Here is an 18,996-nt window from a genome sequence, read left to right as displayed (position 1 = left end):
TTAAGATGCATAAAAGATCCCTGCCGCCAATCCAAACCGCAGGTATTCATCCAGCCGGGTTGTAAGATTGGCTATCCGTTGCGGTTGATGTAAGTCATGAAAAGTGCCCATTTCTGCTTCATCATCTGCACCCGTTGTTATCTCCATTGCACAATGCCTGCTAAGCTGGCAATACCCGGCATCGCCATACTGTAAGGAAGTAAATACAGGGTGTACACGGCCGGCCATTGCCGGTGATGACGGCTGGCAGTGAAATGGCCGGGGAAGTTTAGAACCCGGAGGAAGATAAGAAAAACGGATACAACCTTGTTGGAGCCTTTGAGCCCTTACAGGGGAAGGCCAGCTTTCGGATTGCTTAAGGCTTGCAATAAAAATACTATTGGAGGCCATTTCCATAATACGGGTATACACTTTACCAATTATGGTGCTGTTTTCGACACGAAGTACGCCACCGGGTTCTTTATCTGTAAACCCTGAATAGGCAACGGAAAATTCATCGTTTGCCTGAATGATGCTGTTGGTTACAGATACTTTAGCATCTTCAGCTATTCTTAGCGCTCCGGAGATCGTTTTATCCAATTCGACAACTGTACCCGCACATTCCACTATTATTCTTGGCATGGAAGGTTGAGCCGCCACGGTGCGAATGGAGCGAAGAGGGCCCGGAAGCAAGGTGCAATGCAATACACGCAGTAATTCAGGTTTATTTGGTTTGCCATGCTGTGTTTGCAATGGCATGCGGATGCGGCCACCGCTAATTAGCAATCCATTCAATATGACGGTGGCATTTTCTTCCGCTTCAATCAGTATTTCCCCGTCTAACACCAAAACAGGCCTGTTTTTATCTGCTGCACGAATTTCAATAGTTTTCCCTTCAGCCACTCTGATAAGAAGGTTTTCAAAATAATATTCGTTATCATGTACCTCCACCACACCCCCGGTTTGAACAAGTTGGTCCAATGCTCCCTGAATGGTTTGATCACCGGCAGTAACTTTAATAACCCTTTTTTGCGGTTCGTCTTTTGTAAAACTGTTGGCACGGCCATATTCACCACCTCCCATGTCTGCACTAAAGCCATAATAGAACGTAGTATGAACATCGCCGGGTGGCGGTTTTGATGTGGGAAATGCAATACGGCCCAAAACCGGGTCAATACAAATTGTATTTTCAGGTGTATGCGCCCAACCGGTTATTACACCGTATTCGTCCAATACATCGCTGAGGTTACCTACTGTTATCAGGTCCTGCAGCTTTGTGGAGGTTGTTTCATCGGGCAATACTTCATGACCATCCTGGTAAATGAGCATGCTTTTCACTTTTCCGTCCTTATCCTTCCCATAATACGTTTCCAGGTGATTGGCTAATGTTCTGCGGCTAATCGGCATCGGTACATTTACCGGTGCTGCCAAATGCGTAATAGTATTTTCTGTTTCAGGTAAATTATACAGTTGCTGATCTATCCCAATCGGATTGAAACAATACCGGTAATCATCAATTTTACAGGCCGGAGAATGCGTCAATGAAAAGCTTTTCAGTCGCCACAGAAAGATGCCAATGTTTTGAATGTTATATTTGCCCCTTTTTTTTTCTATCGATCGTACATCGGCTGTATGTGCAATTTTATCGAAGGGTGTATTGGAGTATTCCAGCATTTCACCGTTCCTGAGACTGGCAACAGAGAGATTTTCAGGTCTTATATGGTTCATGTATTGCGTGGTTGCCAATACCTGAAAATATTCCACCACATTAGCATCCCAATTGGTTACATCCCGGGCCAGTTGTTCAATAACGGAGGCCGTGCCCTTACGCCGGCGGTAACCGATGGTGTTGGCCACTTCGGCCCGCTGGCTGAATGATGAATCGGGTATGGAGATCAACGGCCTTGTTCCTACCAGTTGTCCGATATATGAAACAGCCCATTCTGCACACGTTTCAATAAACTGGTCATCGTACAATTGCTCCAGATTTTCCTCCAGGTCGGCTATTTGCCCGGCGATAATAGTAAGTAAAGACTTAAGCGGTCCTTGTATAAGTTCATCAGGATCTGCAGCAAGCTCTTCTATCGACCTTATTTCTTCGGGAGACAGCATTCTTTTGCCTATCTCATTATCGCGCAGGCGATACAAGGCAGGCAGTAATTCATACAGCTTTTTTTTGTCAAAACTCATAACATTAAATGCAGATTGATGGAATTAGGGTCAATGGTAAGTAATTCGGCGGCAAAAGGATTGTCGCTGCCAGATCTGGTAGTTTTCGCATCGATCCTCGCTTTTTCAGGGCCATTGGGCGCCTGGTCTAACCGATACCAATCATCGATATCTACAGCTGTTACGCCTTCCACCTGTTGCATTACTGCGATCACCTCACTATACACAACAGGCTGTCCAAAATTGCGTTGCTCAAAGGAAAATTGTTCCTGCAATTTTTGTTTTACTAATGCCAGCACTAATTCGGGAAGATAATCAGGGTGTACCAGTATCCCCGCAGTCACGCAAAAGAACCGTGGCTGATAAGATTCAATGATCACTAATACCTCAGGTATGCCCGATGCCGCTATTGCTGCAGAGAGGTTCTCATATAGTGCGCCCGCCGGATCAATGGTTGCGCCATCATACCCGGCAACTGTCAGGTGTACCGATCTTTTCTGTCCGGTCCATACCCAGGTAGCGATGGCTTTTGAGATCCCGGCAAAAGCACGGGCAAAATCTTCGTAATCTTTCAGGGAAACAATGCGACCAAGCGTAAAAATGGTAAGTGTCGCATTTTGTCTGGCATGTTCCAGCCGTTCGGGATCAGCTGCGCCGGTGGCACTTATTGAATTAGTCACCCCTTTTATACCTAATGGCCGGGTTAGCAGTTGAGAAAGTTTATCGGGCTTTAATAGTCCACTTACCCCAATCCCTTTTCGGTAAGTAGCTTTGATGTTGTCGGGTCCTGACGGCAATCGTGCCCCGTTCTTCCCATCGCCAAAGATCACGGTAGTCCTTTGCTGGTCGTCTTGCCGGGTGATGTAAATATGGTCGTTGGGTCCATGATCATACAAAGAAGGCACTTCTTTCCATAAAAGATCGTTGACGCGGATCTCGAGTGTTGATGAGATGCCCGATGGAGTTGTTGCACTAACAAAGGTCAATGGCAGTTGTTTCAGCGTAAATTGCTGAAATGACCGGGTAGCGTCGCCGCTTCCCAAAATTTCTTTAACCGTTTCTCCATGGGTAGCAGCGGCAACATTTGCGTTTATTTTCACGCTGCCCCGAACGTATTTCCATGATAATGGCTTATCGAATTTAATAACAGTTATACCCTTTACTACCAGTATTTCTTTCAGGGTCCTAAGCTCACTGGCTTGCGTGCCAATGAGATCGGTCCGATCGCCCGATAAAATGATCTTTTGACCCTGTTTCAAGCCAGAATAAAGCCGGTCGAGCATAATAAGATCCCCGCTCACCTCATCATTAACAGAAGATGCTGCAAGGGTTAATGGTACCGACTGTGCGTATACGATGACACCGCGAATAGCGGCAAGGTCATTAAGATCGGTATCCCACCATGGATCATCGGCTGGGATGGTAATAACAGTTGATTTTGCACTTATTCCATACTCAGTGCGTGGGCGATGATCCACTTCAGTGCCCTGAAAAACCGTTGTGATGCCATCGAGTGCATCTGATGATCTTTGAATAGCTATATAACTGCCTGGCAACACCTGTTCATATACAGCATCGAGGTGAATTTTACCTTCCACTTCATTCAACGGCCAGTCGGTCCAGGCAGACGGTAAATCGGGCACCCCATTGGTATAACCTGGTTGTTTAAGTGCATTATGCCCAAAAACAGCCGTCCGTTTGCGAAATACAAAAATACTATCATCTACAGCTGGTGGCCTGGCTAACTTTTTTTCAATACTTTTTTTTAATTCATCCTCCGGCCAGCCCTGGGTGTTTATTAAAACAGCGAGCTCTTCACTTCTCCAGGTTTTACTGATAATGTCATCTACGACCTCGCTGCTTAAAGGAACTTTTGCAGAATAGGCAGCGATGTTACCGGTAACTGTTAATGCAGGCAGGATAAAGGAAGGCTGGGTTGCTGCTGTATCCAGAAAAAGCGAGGTGGTTTTTGACTCATCGTTGGGAATTACATTCAGGACCCTTTTTAACAGGGCATTGTCAGTCCTTCCCTGTTTAAGGATCAGCACTACATCTCCTGTTTTCAGGTCATTGTTTGCGCCAGTGACAACTATGATCTTACTCGCATCAATGGAATGGGGCGTCTGGGTCAATACTGGTCTGATACTATTCCATTCAGCGCGGGCCTCTATTTTTTCTACCGTCTCAAAAAGCTGCGCTTCTTCTCCCGGTCCGGGTACACTTTGCACTTTTATTCCGGCTTCAATTGTCAATGGCGGAGGTGTTGGCTTGCTGTTATTACCGCTATCAGGATTCGTTAATGGCCCCGTTGTGTTTTCATCCAATGTAAAAGCAAGACAGGTGCCGGCTGCAACACCGGGTCTAAGTTGATAGCCAATTAACCGGGCCAGTTGAACAATGGAAAATTCTTCTGTGGCAGTGTCCAAATACAATTCATTGGCAATGCGTTCCTGATAAAAAGTGAGCACATCGGCAACCGTTGCCCACGCATCCAGAACAGCAATGGTAAAGTCGTCGTTATTTCTTGTTGTTAATTCCCGTAAAGCCCGAAGTCTTGAAATTGTAAGTTGCGCTAATAAACTTTCTTTGAATTGAGCATGCGTTCCTACCCTGTATGTAATGGCTTTTAAGCCTGGCCGGTTATACACCTGCACAGGCACCTCAACTGACAGTCCTTCACAACAGCCACAAGCATTCTGACTTTGCATTGATATTTGCTTTATTGTTTTAACTAACGGCCACCCAGCATGGTCAATCTAAATACACCCCGCTCAGGGAAATCAGGATCATTATCCAGCCGGGCTATTTCGCGTCTTCCTATTTTTAGTCTACCTGCCGACCGTGCATCGCTGTTATCCAATCCCTGTCGTTGAAACCTGGTGATCTTTACAGAGAGCACACCCGGCGTAGACTGTGCAGCAGCATAGAGCCGGCTTAAATACACTGGTTGCCCAAAACTGAAGTTATTGGGATGAAAAACGCCCGGTTGGCCATCGGGAAGCATTTGGTTGCTAAATAATACCCACAAAGCTTTCTTTACATCACCGGCGATATATTGGGGATGAACACAAACCTCCATGTTTAATTCCAGCGAAACATAGATGGGCACATCAATCTCCAGATCAAATCCGGCCAGGCGGTATTTTTCGAGGCAGGTTCGTAAATCCTTTTCAAAACCTGGATCTACTTCCCGCCCACCGAACCGGTCAATAGATAAAAAGACGGTTTTCCAGCTACCTGTCCAACGGAAAGTAGCCGCTGCTTTTTGTACGTCTGCATTACATCGCCGGGCAAATTCTTCATAGTCGGCTGCAGTAACAGCCCGTTCCTGGCGGCGGAATGCCACGGGTGCATATTGTTTCACTTCTGCTATCGTTTCGGCTTCCGTACCACCCTGTGCAGCCAGCGGGTTCCATACTACAACCTCCTGCTGCAAACCGGCAATCACAGCTGCATCATTGGTGACAATATGTGCCAATGTGTTGGCACCAACGTTTCCATTTATGCCATTACCTATACGACAGCTGGCAAAAAGCTGCGTGCCCGATGCCGGCCTTGCCCCCTGTTTGTTGTCGCCAAAGCGGATGTAAGCGATGCCATTAGATTCCTGTTCCACTGTAAATTCCTTTGCATTGGAGGCGCTGTTCAGGAGGTCGAGTTTTGGCTTCCACACCTGACTGTCAGGTACGCTACCTCCTGCTGCTGTTTCATGAAGGGTAATGACAGGTATCGCCAACTGCACCTCCGATTTTATTAATGCAGCAGCGGAAATCGGTTCCATACCCAGGTCAAATGGCGCAGCATAGGTAAGCGGGCCATTGACCAGTCTGGGGCGAAAACGGGGAAGCACCGGCGTTCGCTCTTCTGGTTCACAATGGTTACAGTCATTCCCGGTATCGGTTACGAACGTTGTAGTTATATCTGGTACTACAAAAGGCTGGAGCGAACTTTTCTTTTCATCCACTATGGTATGTCCATGGTCCACCAGGACGATGTTACCCAGGGCAACACTAACATCCTGTTCACCGCTGGGTGTAGAAATGCAAAGTGGAAACGGTAGTGCGTCTTCCTGCGCCCATTGAATTTTTGTAACGGGGAAATAATGTGGAGGTGAACCATACAGTGGTGAGCTATACAAGGGAGAGCCAGGTATTTCGTCACAAGCCAGGTCGTATAATTGTGTCACCTTTGTTAATCGTACTGCATGACGATGAAGAGGATCGGCATCTTCTGGCATTCCGGTCTCCGGTCCTTTTTTTTCGGCAAGGACCAGGATATTGCCAGGCTTCAGATGGGGAAAGCTGCCACGTATGGTAGCGCTGGTTGCACCTTTGGGCAGGCAACAGTTTTTTCCGCACCAGGTATAAAATGTCATTTCATTGTGAGCAGCATGCAGTGTGATATCATGCATTAGTTCGAAAACCTTTGCTTCTGCGTTCATGGCTTTTTCAAATTCCGGAGAATCTGGCCTGATGACAGCAGGTAACTCTTCTACCCTGGTTAAAATTTTGGTGATGTCGCTGCCCTGCCCTTTTTTAAATTCCAATCCGTTAACTTCAGGTGGCACCTGAACATGCAACCATGCCCTTCCGTTACAACCGTCATGCATAAAATAATCTACCAGCCGGGCATGCCGCTTTATCGAGATCCGCTTTCGTGCTGTTTCCAGGTAAGCTTCTGTGGCAATGGCATCCTGGCGATAACTTAAATAATCAGCTGTATAAGCCAGGAGTTCAACCAGAACAATACCTATGTCAGCTGCATTGCGTTCTTTCCAACCGGGCAGCAGCAATGCCATCCGGTCCAGCATCAGCTGCCGAAAACTCGTATAGTCTTTAGCGAGGTAATTGATCTGCGGCGAGGACTTTGGCTCCGTTGGGCAACTACATGCCGGTTTACAATCAAAATCGCCCGGGCATAATACTTTAAATGAAAAATCAACAGTAGAAAGAACGGTATCGAAGCCATCAGGCGGAGCGTCGTTCCGCCTGTCCTTTACCAAACGCAACGTATAGGTAGAAAAATCTCCTGCTTCAGACACTTTTACCATCAACACGTTTTGTTCTTCCGTTGGCGGCGACAGCGGATAATAGGCTTCATTTTCAGCCGCTATACTAACGACCTTAATATTTTTTATTCTTTCACCCCCTTCTATTTTCAGGTTGGAAATGTTAAGGGTGCCAGGATGCAATGATTTAAGAAAATGAACGAAAAGCGTAGTTTGTCGTTCATGGTATGGGTCAGATTCATTATCCAGTACTTCAACATAATCAATGCCGTTTAAGTAGGGATGGTCCCGAATGGTATTTCTCCTTGTATCAGAACAACAGAAGTAATTCATTTCTTAACGTGTAAATTGAGCGATTTGACGCTGGCTGGTACGTCGTACCGTATAAATAATAGTGATTTGCAATGTTGCTTCTTCATGCTGAACATCCACAGTATTTACTTCAATCAGATCTCCCAGCCATTGCTGTAAAGATCCTTGTATCAAAAAATGAATAGTGGCGGTCAACTCATTGCTGTTTGGTTGAAACACCAATTGTAACAACCCGCAGCCAAAGGTGGGCCGGTTAACACGTTCACCAGGTGTGGTGAATAGCAATTGCTCGATCATATCACGGATATGCGTGTTATCGTCTGTGGAGGCAGTGCGCCCTTCGGTATTAAACTGATAAGGAAATTTGATATTCATACTCACATGCCGGTTGCCCTTGTTTGTGTTACCGTGATTGTTAATGGAGTGCCATTGGGTGCACAGATGGCCTGGCTATCCAGCAATAAAAGGGGCATTCCGTTGGAGGTGATTCGGGTTGCAGCCGTTATCCATTGGGCCGTAACGCAGGGGACCGGTGAGCCGGAAACGTTGAAGGGACAGGCGGCAATGATATAAGGGCTTGTCTGTGTAACAACAGGCTGGCCACTTACTGTAACCCGCGGGTTGGGTACGGTCGGTTGGGCCTGTCCGCCGTGTGCGCACAGTACGGTAGCTCCCACATGAAGTAAAAAGCCGGGCATAAAGTAGAATGATTAAATGAGTAATTAGATGATAGCCAGGGCGCCATTATTAATGGATACGGAGGGGCCAACCATAACTATGCTGGCGCCTTTTCCATTTTGTATATATATGCCTGTATCATTTACAATGATGGATGCGCCGGTGGCACTCTTTAGCATGATGCCGCCGGTGGGTCCGGGCAGGTCACTGATCACAAAAGTGTTTTGCCCAACCGTTTGCATCACCACATTAGGCGATACAGGCAAACCGGCTCTTGCCAGGGGTGGCACATCTGATGCTGCGCCCCACCTGCAACCAACCCATATTGGGCGATTAGGATCGCCGTGTTCGAATTCAACCCAAACAGCTGCGCCAATCGGTGGTACCATATAAACGCCCATAGGTGGTCCCGTAGGACCGGCCAACGGTACACAGGGCTCTGCCCAGGAGGAAGGCACAACATTTAATACATCGGGTACATTTAATATAAGCCTGCCCCGCATTTCAGGGTCAATATTGTTTACAACTGTGCCTCTATATTTACCAAAATACTGTGGCATACTATACGTTTACAAATGGTGTATTTGAAATTAATCCGTCGCGGGAAAGCGTGAAATTCTGTTTATACTCTCCTTGTTTTATGTTATGTGTTACGCTGTCTACATAATAAAGCCCGTCGTAAGTAATGCCCGCTCCTCTTACACCAACCAACATGCGGGCACGAAGCAGACCCTTGTAACGCATTACATCCAGCGAACCATTTCCGCTTACCGCCGAGGAATTATTTAATAAAAATCCCAGTATGTCCTGAGCTGCCTCTGCAGGCGACAATTGCGCACTCTGCGTTGCATATTCTAATTTGGCCGGCAAATTGGGTTTTATACCTAACGGTGGTTTAAAAGGACTGATATTAGGTGCAGGTATCACTATAGGGATCTTCCGCGTAACCGGGTCCAGGATTGTATAAATGCGGATCGTTTTAGCCAGGCCATTCAAAGAAAAACTCAGGGATTCAACATTTGTATGCGCATCCATGTTAATAGACAACGCTGGCTGTGGCATTGGTAAATTAGCATCCGGTCCAAAGTATGCAATACTTTGTCCAGGCAATGGGCCTGGTTGTACAAAAAATATATATCCTATCCTTGAGGCCTCTGATTTTATATATGCCCTATCTGTCATTTTCTGCGTTTCCCATCCCTCCGTTACGGGATTTTTTGTGACAGGTATAATTGGGGGGATCACTACTGGTGTTATTCCTAAGGCCGCATAGGGCGCAAGGGCCGTATAAATTCTGGCAATTACCGGCATTGCGGGATATGGAATCACTTTTTCAATTAAATCCATAACTACGCTCAGGTCTTCACCGGTTATGGTGAGATTGGATTTTCCTGACTCGCTCGATGGAGAAAACTCCTGGTTGGTAACAATGCCGTCCATAATGACATGGGGCATTCCATTCAGTGTTACTATAATTATGACGCGGGTGGTAATGGGGTCCAAATAACCTGCAGGCAGCATAGTGGTCAGCAGCGGAGAATTTTTACCCACGGTAAAAGTAAGTTGAAAACCGCTCCGGTCTTTACTGTTGGTCACCTGAATATTGCTTAAGGAGTCCATTACAATTTGAGGCGCAGGCACCGGAACAGCCGGGCCAATCATCAGTGTAAGATAGATCCCTTTAAGCATTGTTGCCTGGTATTCCTTCCGGTAAAGTGATTCGGATTTTTTTTCCTGTTTCTGCAGTCAGTTCATCTGGGTCCATGGCGTTGTTGGCATCACAGATCTGCCAAAACCGTTCAGGATCGCCCAGGTATTGAAAAGCGATAAGATCTAACCGTTCGCCTTGTGTAGTGGTATGTTCCTGCAGCAATGAAAATCTTTCTGCAGCAGGAACGATCCGCCGACTGAGGTATACTATTTCGTCTCCGTTAGTTTGTTTAAGCGTTGCGGCAGCAACGTTGTAATAGCGGCTGGCAGGTGAAAAGGGATTGCTTTTTAAACCTGCCTGTTGCAGGAGTATTTGTAGTGGGTCCGTCATATAGTTCTTGTTATACCAAGTTGTGATAATGCGCCACCGGTGAACATTCCGGCAAGCCTTTCTTTATTTTGCTGATAGGTCATGTACAGGCTGCTTCCCCGGTGATCGAAACCAAGGTCCTCTACGCTCAGCACCCGCATACCGATACTCACTTTAGCCCGAACCGGATTAAGGTTAACATCAAAGGCCTCTTCCGTGACGCTGAATTCAGTCAGGCGCACCGGAAGAATGCGGTTGCTGCTCCAGATAAAAAGCGTAAGGGCTGATTCCATCGGCGCAATTTCAATGGTTCCCATTTGAGCCAACCTGTTATTCGATTGAAGTTGGCCGCTTTTCGGATAAATAATTGTTTCCAGCGCGGCCAGTTGTGGGTGGATCCCTGCCTGTAATACAGCAGAACCAGGCTGTGCTGTTTCGAGCTGATCGGTAGCATCAATTTCGGCATCCAGTTTAATCGATTCCACCGGCGGCCCGGTAAGGCGTAAGGCTTCTGAACGATCACCGCCTTCGCCACCCATGCCTTTGATCTGAAAAGTACGGGTAAGCGTATCAGGGTTGTATTGTAATGTGATTATTCGTTCTACCGCAGACGTGGAAGGATTGATCAATACGATGCCACCTTTAATGATGCGGGGCGAACCGGGGAATGTGGACATAAGTTAATATTCAAAAAGTAAAAAATGGTCATCCTTCCTTTTAGTCTAAGAAGCGTATTCGATCTTGTTGGAGGGCTCCTTCTGAATAACGTTCTAGATCTCTTCTTATACCGTCACGTGCTGCTTGTGATACTTGCTGTCCTCGTATATCAATAAGTATATGTTGTTCTGCATTCGCGGGAAGTTGAGTAGCACGCCGTCGTGCCTGATCTGCGGTTCTTTCAATGAAATCACGCATTAGTTCAGGATTTTCACCAACTCGAATGTCATCCAATAAATAATTTTTTGCTTCCAGGCTTATCGGCGGATGAGTGGGCGTTCCTGGATGATATAATTCAGGTATGGTACTACCCCGTGGCGTGCGGCCTCTTTCTATAACAACAGATTGACCACCGCGTCGCACGACTGGTCGTTGTCGAAACCAGCCTTCGGCCGGTAAATCGGGGAATTCTGCTTGTATTAGAGATAACTCTTCTTCCGAGACTTGCCAGGGAAAACGCTCCATTTCCTGAACCGTAAGATCTCTTAATTCCTCAGGCAAAGCCCGCGTTTCATCATCCGCCACCCGGGATCCGGATAACATTTCTTGTGTTTCCTCATCTAATTCAAATCCTCTTCGGGGTTGACCTGTGCTTGATCTGCTGCCACCACCGCCTCCTCCTGTTGTAGTCGTTGTGCTTGTTCTTGAGGGGGTGCTTCTCCTGGTTGAAACGGGAGGACGCCGGCCTCCGCTACTAGCAGAAGCTACGGGCCCGCGTGGTTCGGCGCCTGCTGCCAGCAATTGTTCTTCTACTGCTTCTGTTTGTTGAACCGCTGTCTGTTCAGCCACCTCTTCGGCGGTCTGAGAAGCAGTGGTGGAAACGGGGCGCGATGCTCTACGTGATGGAGCGGACACATCCTGCAGGTGGCCGGATCGTGGCGCAGTTGTTTGTCCGCTGCCTTGTACGGCGCGTAGTTGTGGTCGTCGCGGTGGTTGTGCAACGGCTTGTTCCGTAGCACGGGCAGATGTGGTAGTGCTTTGTTCAACAGCCGTTGTACCGGTTCTTGTAGCACCTGTAGTACTTTGTTCAACAGCCGTTGTGGCCGTTCTTGCAGCGCCAGTAGTGCTTTGTTGAACCGCTGTCTGTTCGGCCACCTCTTCAGCTGTCTCCGCTGCAGTGGTAGAAACGGGGCGCGCCGCCGTACGCGATGGCGCGGAAACATCCTGCAGGTGGCCGGTTCGGGGCGCAGTTCTTTGTCCACCGCCTTGTATTGACCGTAGTTGTGGTCGTCTCGGTGGTTGTGCAACGGCTTGTTCCGTAGCACGGGCAGATGCAGTAGTACTTTGTTCAACGGCCGTTGTACCCGTTCTTGCGGCGCCTGTAGTGCTTCGCTCAACTGCGGTTGTTCCGGTCCTCGCAGCATCAGTTGCAGTTCTCTCAACAGCCGTGACACCTGCCCGGGCGGCTGTGGTGCCTGCTTCGCCGCTTAACCGGCCAGCAAAGCGTTGTGCAAATTGCCGCATTCTGCCAAGCAACGGTTCCAGCGCTTCAAAAAGGGGCATCAGCGGCCGCATAACGGTACGACTCATCAACGCACCAATGATATGCTCCAGTTCGGCTATCACTCTCCCGACCTGTATGACCATTTCTACTCCCATGGCTACCCCGCGGACACTGGAAACCAACCGGAGGGCGCGAACCGACTCGCCAATTTTTGTGATGAGATTCCCGATGCCATCGGTAAACAGCAACATCACCAATTCTATAATTACCGTACCTATTATCTCTCCTGCTGTTTCGGCTAACTGGGGTAACGGGGTTTGTAACAGATGATTCACCAGTTCATCGGCTGCATCCTGCCCTTTTTGCCTGGCTGTGCGAACAAGCCGTTGCTCAAATTGCTCTGCGGCGCCTGAAGCGGATGAAAGAACAACGGAGGCAAATTGCATTAGATGCTCTCGCTGACGCAGGGTTTGAAACGTTTGCTGCGCTGTAGCGGTGAATTGTTGAAATTGGTTCCGAAGACCTTCCGCCTCTGAAATCAACTCGGGATATCGCGATGCGTTTGTCACTGCCCATTGTAAAGCAGTATTCTGAAATTGAATGGCGGCACCGGCTAATTCTACCAAACCTGTTATGGGAGACACCAGTCCTTTAAGCACCCCCCAAATGTATCGTGCACCAAACTCCAATGCTACACTGGGGCTGGCCAGTTCCCGAACCCGGGATACAATACTTAGGTATTCTCCCTGCAGAACAAGACGCTGAAAACCCCTGATCACAAATGCTGACTCGGCAGCGGTAAGCGCTGCCAGGATTGTTTCTGGAATTGGGATTGGCAGGGCACGCCTCATTACCTGTGCTACAGAGACAGAGGCGCGTTCAATTAATGAATCAAGGTAGGATCCTTCAGATTGCCCTGAACTTTGACCTGCTTCGTCGGTTTCGTCTCGTTGAATAACCTGAGCCGAAGGGGATGCCGACTGTTGTACAACATGCGTCAGTTCATGTGCCAGTAGTTGTGTTCCGCTTTTTGTATCCGGTGAAAACTGTCCCTTGTTAAAGTAAATATTGTTGCCAAATGTAAATGCTCTTGCTGAAATGGCTTCACTCATGTTAGCTGCCTGATCGTTCGCATGTATACGAACGTTGGAGAAATTTGTTCCAAAAACATTTTCCATGGAATGCTGGGTGTCTGCAGGTAGTGGGTTCCCGCTGTCCTGGCTCAGGAGCTGATCTGATTTCGGGATCGCCACTCCTCCGCCAGCCGAATCCTTTGGGGCGAGCGCTGCATTTTCCTGAGAAGAATGCTGCATTACTCTTTCTGCCATTGCATCGGCCTCCTGTTCGTGCCTGTCGCCCGGTTGGTTAATTCTTAATTTGGGCTGTATTCGTACGGGCGTAGCTGAAAAGCTTTCCCTATTGCTTACTTTAATACTGCCAAAATTATGCAACAATCCGTAGGCGCCTGTCTTAACAGATACGGGCATTGCCGATTCTTCCTTATTGAAGGAAGAACCTGGTGCAATGGAAGTTTTTTTCTCTGTTTGTAAGGAAGCAGAACCTTTCATTTTGCCAATCCTTTATATACTGTATTAGCTATATTGTTGCCTATTGTCTCTGCTTTACCGCCCGGTTGCAGTATAAAGCTGCCTGCATGCAGCTGATCGATATTTGTTTCGATGGCCATATTAGCCGGCAAGCCTCTTTCGTATAAGATCCGGGCTATTTCGCGCTGCACGGCGTTGCCAATACCGGAAGCATGGTAGCCTGTAAACCCATGAAGCACTAATTCTTCTATGTGCAGTTCAATATGTTGGTTCATTACCAACCCCCTATTTCCGAATTACTTAATGCTTTTTCTATTTTTGCATATTCAGTCCTTACTGCTCTTGAAAGGTGCGTCATTTGAACAGACTGGCCTTCCTCAGCAGCCATAAAGGCTGCATTGAGTGCAATGTTCCGAATGTTGCCGCCTGGTATGTTCAATCTTGATAACTTGTCTACGTTTAAATCTGTAACAGGTGTACCGGCAGGAAAGATCCGGTTCCATATGTCTGCCCGCAACATGGCATCAGGAAATGGAAAAGGGACCACAAAACGGATGCGGCGAAGAAAAGCTTTATCCAAAGCCCCTTTCATATTAGTAGTAAGAATTGCCAGGCCACGGTAGGCTTCCATCCGCTGCAACAAATAACTTACTTCTATGTTGCTATACCGGTCATGACTGTCTTTCACTTCACTACGTTTTCCAAACAAAGCATCTGCCTCATCAAAAAGCAGTATAGCTCCCCCTTCTTCTGCTGCATCAAAGATCCGTTTCAGGTTTTTCTCGGTCTCACCAATGTACTTATTCACCACCTGGCTTAAGTCGATGCGGTAAAGGTCTAAATTCAGTTCGTTGGCCAATACTTCAGAAGCCATGGTTTTGCCCGTACCACTTTCACCGGCGAAAAGAGCAGCTATGCCCAGTCCGCGTGAGCTGGCGCCTGCAAACCCCCACTCCTGGTATACCTTATAGCGATTTTTGACCTGCATGGCTATTTCTTTTAGCATTTGCCTTGAGGTTTCGGGCAATACGATGTCGTTCCACCCGGCCATGGGTTCAATACGCTGTGCCAGTTCTTCCACTTTCGGACGCGTGTGTTTACAACAGGCTTTCCAGATTGTTTTTTCAAGTTCGGTTATACCTCCTTCCTGAATCTTGTTTTGTGCCAGTTGAACAGCTGTTTCCCTACCGGCCAGATCAATAGTTTTGGCGCTGAGATCAAAATGAGCAACGATCTTATCTGATAATCCGATCTGGTTATTGTTTCCCAAACATTTTTCCCACAATTGCTTCTGCTCATCCAATGTTGGCCTTAACACATTAATGTCAATTTTTTCACGCTTTAGATCCAGTATCCATTGTTCTGTATCTACCATTAACACGCTTTCCATTTTTTCAATAAAATGGGTTACCAGCTGTACGCGCAATTTATCAGCGGTGTCGAGTTGTGTACAATCCAAATAAAGCGCAAAGGAATTGAGTGCCGTATCGCGGTTCAGCAATCGGATCAATTCTTCCATTTCTTTGTAATTACCAGGAATGGAAAATGCTGATAAGTTATAAAGTTGAAGCCCCATCTCAGCGCAGGCAAGCGCAGCTATATTCAATTTATCAGCCCTGTCACCGCTAAATTGCAATGCCGGAAGCCGGGTATAACCGGCTTCCGCGGAACAGGCAAATAAAATAGCTTTTACCAGTTCCATTTGTGATGGCACAATACTGTTTTGCGCATATACAGGTTCTAAAATTACCTCTAGTTGTTTGTCGAGATAACGAACACCTGTCAGATAATGCAGGATATGCTCATTGATCTTTAAAGGACTTTTATTTAATCCTTTGTCGGTGCTTATGTCTATCAAATGCCAGTAGCGGAGCGGTGAACCGGGGGCGATAGCATCCCAGTGTGCATCGGAAAAAGCAGCCAGTGCGAGGCTAAATGTAGGATTCGCCAGGAAGGGATCACCCTGCAATGTACCTATCCCTTCACTGAATTGGGCATCCAGTTCAACACCTGCACACAGAAGCAATAATTTGCGCTCAAATGAAGTGAGACCTAATACGGTAACAAGTGTTTCCAACGCAGCGGGATCTGAAAGCTCCTGAATGGCATTTTCCATTTCTTCCTGTGCAATGGATGTGGGCCTGTTATCCTCATCGATTTTGCCTGTATAAATGGCTGAAGTCTCCAGCTCTTCCTGCAATACCTTAATGGCGGCCATTAAGTAACGCTGGTTAGCACTGTTCCAGTTAGGCGTTTTTTTTGTATTCATCAGATGGTGACTTGAGGTGCATTATAGTTATGTGCGGCATCAACCTGCAATGGACTTTCGGCGCCATCAACCTGCAAACGAACCAAATAGATGCCGGCCGCTACTCCTGTAATGCCAATGTTAATTATTTCTGCCGGTGCGGGCGGGCTAAGCAGCGACACAACAGGCACCTGAAAACTATAGGCTAACGGGGTAGCCCTGGTACTTTGATATTCGTTTAGGAACAATACCATGCGTTGCATGGGGGCGATAGCGGGTGTAACCTTTAAACTGATCGTTGCCGACCGTGTTTGATCACCCGAAACAGGTGTAACTGCCAGTACTTCAACAGTAGGATTGAGCACGAAGGCCTGCACATTTGAGCTAACCAGCTGACGTAAAGGTGGAGAGCCCATTAATATTTTGTGCATCACCTGAACACCGTGAATGCCGGCCTGAAGCCCGGTGGGCAATGCAACATGAATTTCACTGTCTGTTACCTCATTTATAGCTGGTGCTACTTCCATTCCATCAATATCCACGAAAGTATTTTCTCCTTTAAGGTTCTCACCGGTAAGAATAAGAGAATAAGTGGCTAATATTTTTTGATTTTCCACAACAGGCGAACCGGGCATAGCCTGTGAGCTGATCTTTTCGATAACCGGGCGCTTAAAAGGAAATACGTATATATTCCGTGTCTGAACAGGCAGGGCCGGTCTGGTTGATTTACGGCTTTCAATAAGCACTACCGAAACTTTGTAGGCTGCATTGGGCCGGTACCTCGCTCCAAAAGCCGTCCACAGTTTCGAGATCTCCTCTGTATTCAATATTTCCGGTGTAATTTTTATTTGTTCAACCTGGTCTGCCAGTTCTGACGTGGAAATGGCCCGTAAAGTTGGCGGAAGTCCGCCGCCAGGAACACTTACAGGCGGGTCTGTAAGCGATTTGCGGATAGCATTGCGGGTTAATACCGGGGTTTCATGAAACAATTGCATTCCATATCCCAACAAAATTTCCGCATGTAATTCCTCTGCTCCGTATGCAGTCAGCAGATAATGAAGATCAAGGGCAAGTGGCGGGTTATTGATACGGTCCCCCTGCGTATTAAGCGATGGCAAGCCTGCATTTCGCCAGCCCTGATTGGGTGTGGCCTGATACATAAAAAGATTCAATTGGCTTTCTGTTGCAGTTGTTACATCAATCTTGTCGGGGGGTAATGCCGTGATGGTAACATTTCCACCCAGCGACCCTGTTATATCATGATCAATAAGTTTGTTATTAAGCAAGTCCTTAAGAACATGAGTTACTGATGCAATGGCGAGGGCTGTACTCATTGTTCACCTTTGTTTCGCTTATTTAAATAATCATCCAGCGACATTCTTGGCTTTGAAGTTGTTTTAGCGGTAACCGGAAGCGCCGGTTTAGTAATGGCTCTCACATCTATACGGCCAATGGTTACTTTTATCACCGGCATCATTTCTCTATTTACATTCATCTCAATCGAACCACTATTTAATTTACTATTATAATTATGTAAGCCAGGTGGTTCTCCCAATATCCCTTTAAACGACTTCGTATTACCTGGTGTTTTGAACTTTTCAAACAGCGATTTCTTAGATACTGGTTGAATAAGCGCTGGTGTATATGAGATCTCTTTTGAAAATGCAACAGCATTTTTATTTTGTTGGTCCATGCCGGTCAGTGTACCGGTATCCTGTACGCCTTTTATTACCGGGTGGTTGTTGTTCCCGGAAGGCTTTGCGAAATTCGGGGCATTTGCGTGCGTTTCACGTTCTCCGGAATATTCTTCATTTTGATAATTTTTTTCCTGCAATCGGTCATTCAATGAAGAAGAAAATAGCCATGGAGAATTCATTTGATTTTTTGCTTCCATTTTATTTGAAGCCTGCGGCTCCACTGACCTGATGTTATGTGAGCCTGCATTCCTGATCTTTTCGCCGGCTGTTGTCGCTGCTGAATTGTATTCAGGATGCATTGCTGGTGCTTCAAAATCCTCTGTAGGTATGACTGAAGAAGAAAGCCCTACCGGTTCGAATTTTCCCCGGATGCGAGGTTGTACTGTCGGATATGTGTGGCTGTGCCGGGAAATCAGATTGTCTATAAAACTGTTCATGATCTTATCATTTCCAGATATAATTGCCTGCGTTGGGGACTTAAATTCAAAATATCATATTCAGACCATCCGAAGGTGGTGGCAAGCAGGTACACTTCATGCAGCATGTGTTTTGCCCAATTGTCAATTTCAATCCACAAATAACTTACAATGTCAAATTGCCCTTCCCATTGATGCGAGCAATACGGACAGGTTAATAACATCCAGATATCAGCCTGCGGGTCCTCTTTTCCCAAATGCTGGTTAAGTGCGGTAAATACCTCATTGGGTAACTCATCAATAGTGATTGTATTTTGATCGCGCCTGGCCTCGAGTATACAACCGGCGAGTACTTTTTGGGCAACCAGATTTGAAGCATTGTTCAATATGGCATTCAACAGGTCACCACTGTTCGGCAAACGAAAACGAATATTGAAACCATCCGATTCAAGATTATATTCCCTGCTGGCTGTTGTGTCATGAGCGGTTTGCAGATACAATTCCCTCAGGTCTGTCTCCCATTCTACGGTTTCGTTACAGGATGGACAATTCATTGTGTTGATGAGACGAGAACCGAACATCCATTCACGCAATTGAAGCAATTTGTGGTCTCGTTCGCCAATGGGCAAATTTGCAGCCTCATGTATACTACTTAAAGAACAGGCGGTTGTTACAAGGTGAAGGGATTTTTCCATTAAAGTCTGATGAATGCCCGCCTCCCAGATATTGAGCAACTCAACCGTTGTTAATGGTCTCATGAT

General features: G+C 46.8%; 15 protein-coding genes. All 15 read right to left on the bottom strand.

The genetic code is table 11. The features are described from left to right. The 15 genes from J7I42_RS34800 to J7I42_RS34730 are packed head-to-tail and all read right to left on the bottom strand — an operon-like array spanning nucleotide 1 to nucleotide 18,993. Nucleotides 1-2,169 (bottom strand): hypothetical protein, encoded by a 2,169-nt coding sequence (locus tag J7I42_RS34800; RefSeq protein ID WP_209145133.1) that lies wholly within the window; start codon nucleotides 2,167-2,169, stop codon nucleotides 1-3. Then, entirely contained in the window at nucleotides 2,166-4,856 is a 2,691-nt protein-coding gene (locus tag J7I42_RS34795) for a putative baseplate assembly protein (RefSeq protein ID WP_209145131.1), read from the bottom strand. Before J7I42_RS34795 ends, J7I42_RS34800 begins: the two co-directional genes overlap by 4 nt. Before the next feature lie 23 nt (nucleotides 4,857-4,879). Further along, on the bottom strand, nucleotides 4,880-7,489 hold the full coding sequence (locus J7I42_RS34790; protein ID WP_209145129.1) for a putative baseplate assembly protein: 2,610 nt from the start codon (nucleotides 7,487-7,489) through the stop codon (nucleotides 4,880-4,882). A 3-nt stretch (nucleotides 7,490-7,492) separates the two neighbouring features. Then, nucleotides 7,493-7,843, bottom strand: coding sequence for a GPW/gp25 family protein (locus tag J7I42_RS34785; RefSeq protein WP_209145127.1), 351 nt, complete (start codon nucleotides 7,841-7,843; stop codon nucleotides 7,493-7,495). 2 nt (nucleotides 7,844-7,845) lie between these two features. Continuing rightward, nucleotides 7,846-8,166: a PAAR-like protein gene (locus J7I42_RS34780; protein WP_209145125.1), complete on the bottom strand. Its 321-nt coding sequence runs from the start codon at nucleotides 8,164-8,166 to the stop codon at nucleotides 7,846-7,848. Nucleotides 8,167-8,190: 24 nt separating this feature from the next. Then, the gene (locus J7I42_RS34775) at nucleotides 8,191-8,706 is read right to left on the bottom strand and encodes a phage baseplate assembly protein V (RefSeq protein WP_209145122.1); all 516 of its coding nucleotides are present in this window, start codon (nucleotides 8,704-8,706) and stop codon (nucleotides 8,191-8,193) included. 1 nt (nucleotide 8,707) lies between these two features. After that, on the bottom strand, nucleotides 8,708-9,835 hold the full coding sequence (locus J7I42_RS34770) for a hypothetical protein (RefSeq protein ID WP_209145120.1): 1,128 nt from the start codon (nucleotides 9,833-9,835) through the stop codon (nucleotides 8,708-8,710). Then, nucleotides 9,828-10,187: a hypothetical protein gene (locus J7I42_RS34765; RefSeq protein ID WP_209145118.1), complete on the bottom strand. Its 360-nt coding sequence runs from the start codon at nucleotides 10,185-10,187 to the stop codon at nucleotides 9,828-9,830. Before J7I42_RS34765 ends, J7I42_RS34770 begins: the two co-directional genes overlap by 8 nt. After that, nucleotides 10,184-10,843 carry a hypothetical protein gene (locus J7I42_RS34760; RefSeq protein ID WP_209145117.1) on the bottom strand — a complete coding sequence of 220 codons (660 nt, stop codon included), beginning with the start codon at nucleotides 10,841-10,843 and terminating at the stop codon, nucleotides 10,184-10,186. The genes J7I42_RS34765 and J7I42_RS34760 overlap by 4 nt, the downstream gene beginning before the upstream one ends. Before the next feature lie 40 nt (nucleotides 10,844-10,883). Beyond that, nucleotides 10,884-13,895 carry an eCIS core domain-containing protein gene (locus J7I42_RS34755; RefSeq protein WP_209145116.1) on the bottom strand — a complete coding sequence of 1,004 codons (3,012 nt, stop codon included), beginning with the start codon at nucleotides 13,893-13,895 and terminating at the stop codon, nucleotides 10,884-10,886. Beyond that, the gene (locus J7I42_RS34750; RefSeq protein WP_209145115.1) at nucleotides 13,892-14,149 is read right to left on the bottom strand and encodes a hypothetical protein; all 258 of its coding nucleotides are present in this window, start codon (nucleotides 14,147-14,149) and stop codon (nucleotides 13,892-13,894) included. Before J7I42_RS34750 ends, J7I42_RS34755 begins: the two co-directional genes overlap by 4 nt. Continuing rightward, a complete protein-coding gene (locus J7I42_RS34745; protein ID WP_209145113.1) occupies nucleotides 14,149-16,143 on the bottom strand; it encodes an ATP-binding protein in 1,995 nt (664 codons plus the stop codon). Before J7I42_RS34745 ends, J7I42_RS34750 begins: the two co-directional genes overlap by 1 nt. Then, nucleotides 16,143-17,456: a DUF4255 domain-containing protein gene (locus J7I42_RS34740; RefSeq protein ID WP_209145111.1), complete on the bottom strand. Its 1,314-nt coding sequence runs from the start codon at nucleotides 17,454-17,456 to the stop codon at nucleotides 16,143-16,145. The genes J7I42_RS34745 and J7I42_RS34740 overlap by 1 nt, the downstream gene beginning before the upstream one ends. Beyond that, nucleotides 17,453-18,256 (bottom strand): hypothetical protein, encoded by an 804-nt coding sequence (locus tag J7I42_RS34735; protein ID WP_209145109.1) that lies wholly within the window; start codon nucleotides 18,254-18,256, stop codon nucleotides 17,453-17,455. The genes J7I42_RS34740 and J7I42_RS34735 overlap by 4 nt, the downstream gene beginning before the upstream one ends. Further along, nucleotides 18,253-18,993 carry a T4 family baseplate hub assembly chaperone gene (locus tag J7I42_RS34730; RefSeq protein ID WP_209145108.1) on the bottom strand — a complete coding sequence of 247 codons (741 nt, stop codon included), beginning with the start codon at nucleotides 18,991-18,993 and terminating at the stop codon, nucleotides 18,253-18,255. The genes J7I42_RS34735 and J7I42_RS34730 overlap by 4 nt, the downstream gene beginning before the upstream one ends. Between the last annotated feature and the right edge of the window lie 3 nt (nucleotides 18,994-18,996).

The sequence above is a fragment of the Niastella soli genome (assembly GCF_017742245.1).
In the GTDB taxonomy this organism is placed as follows: Bacteria; Bacteroidota; Bacteroidia; order Chitinophagales; family Chitinophagaceae; genus Niastella; species Niastella soli.
This window is presented reverse-complemented; position numbering and strand designations above follow the sequence as displayed.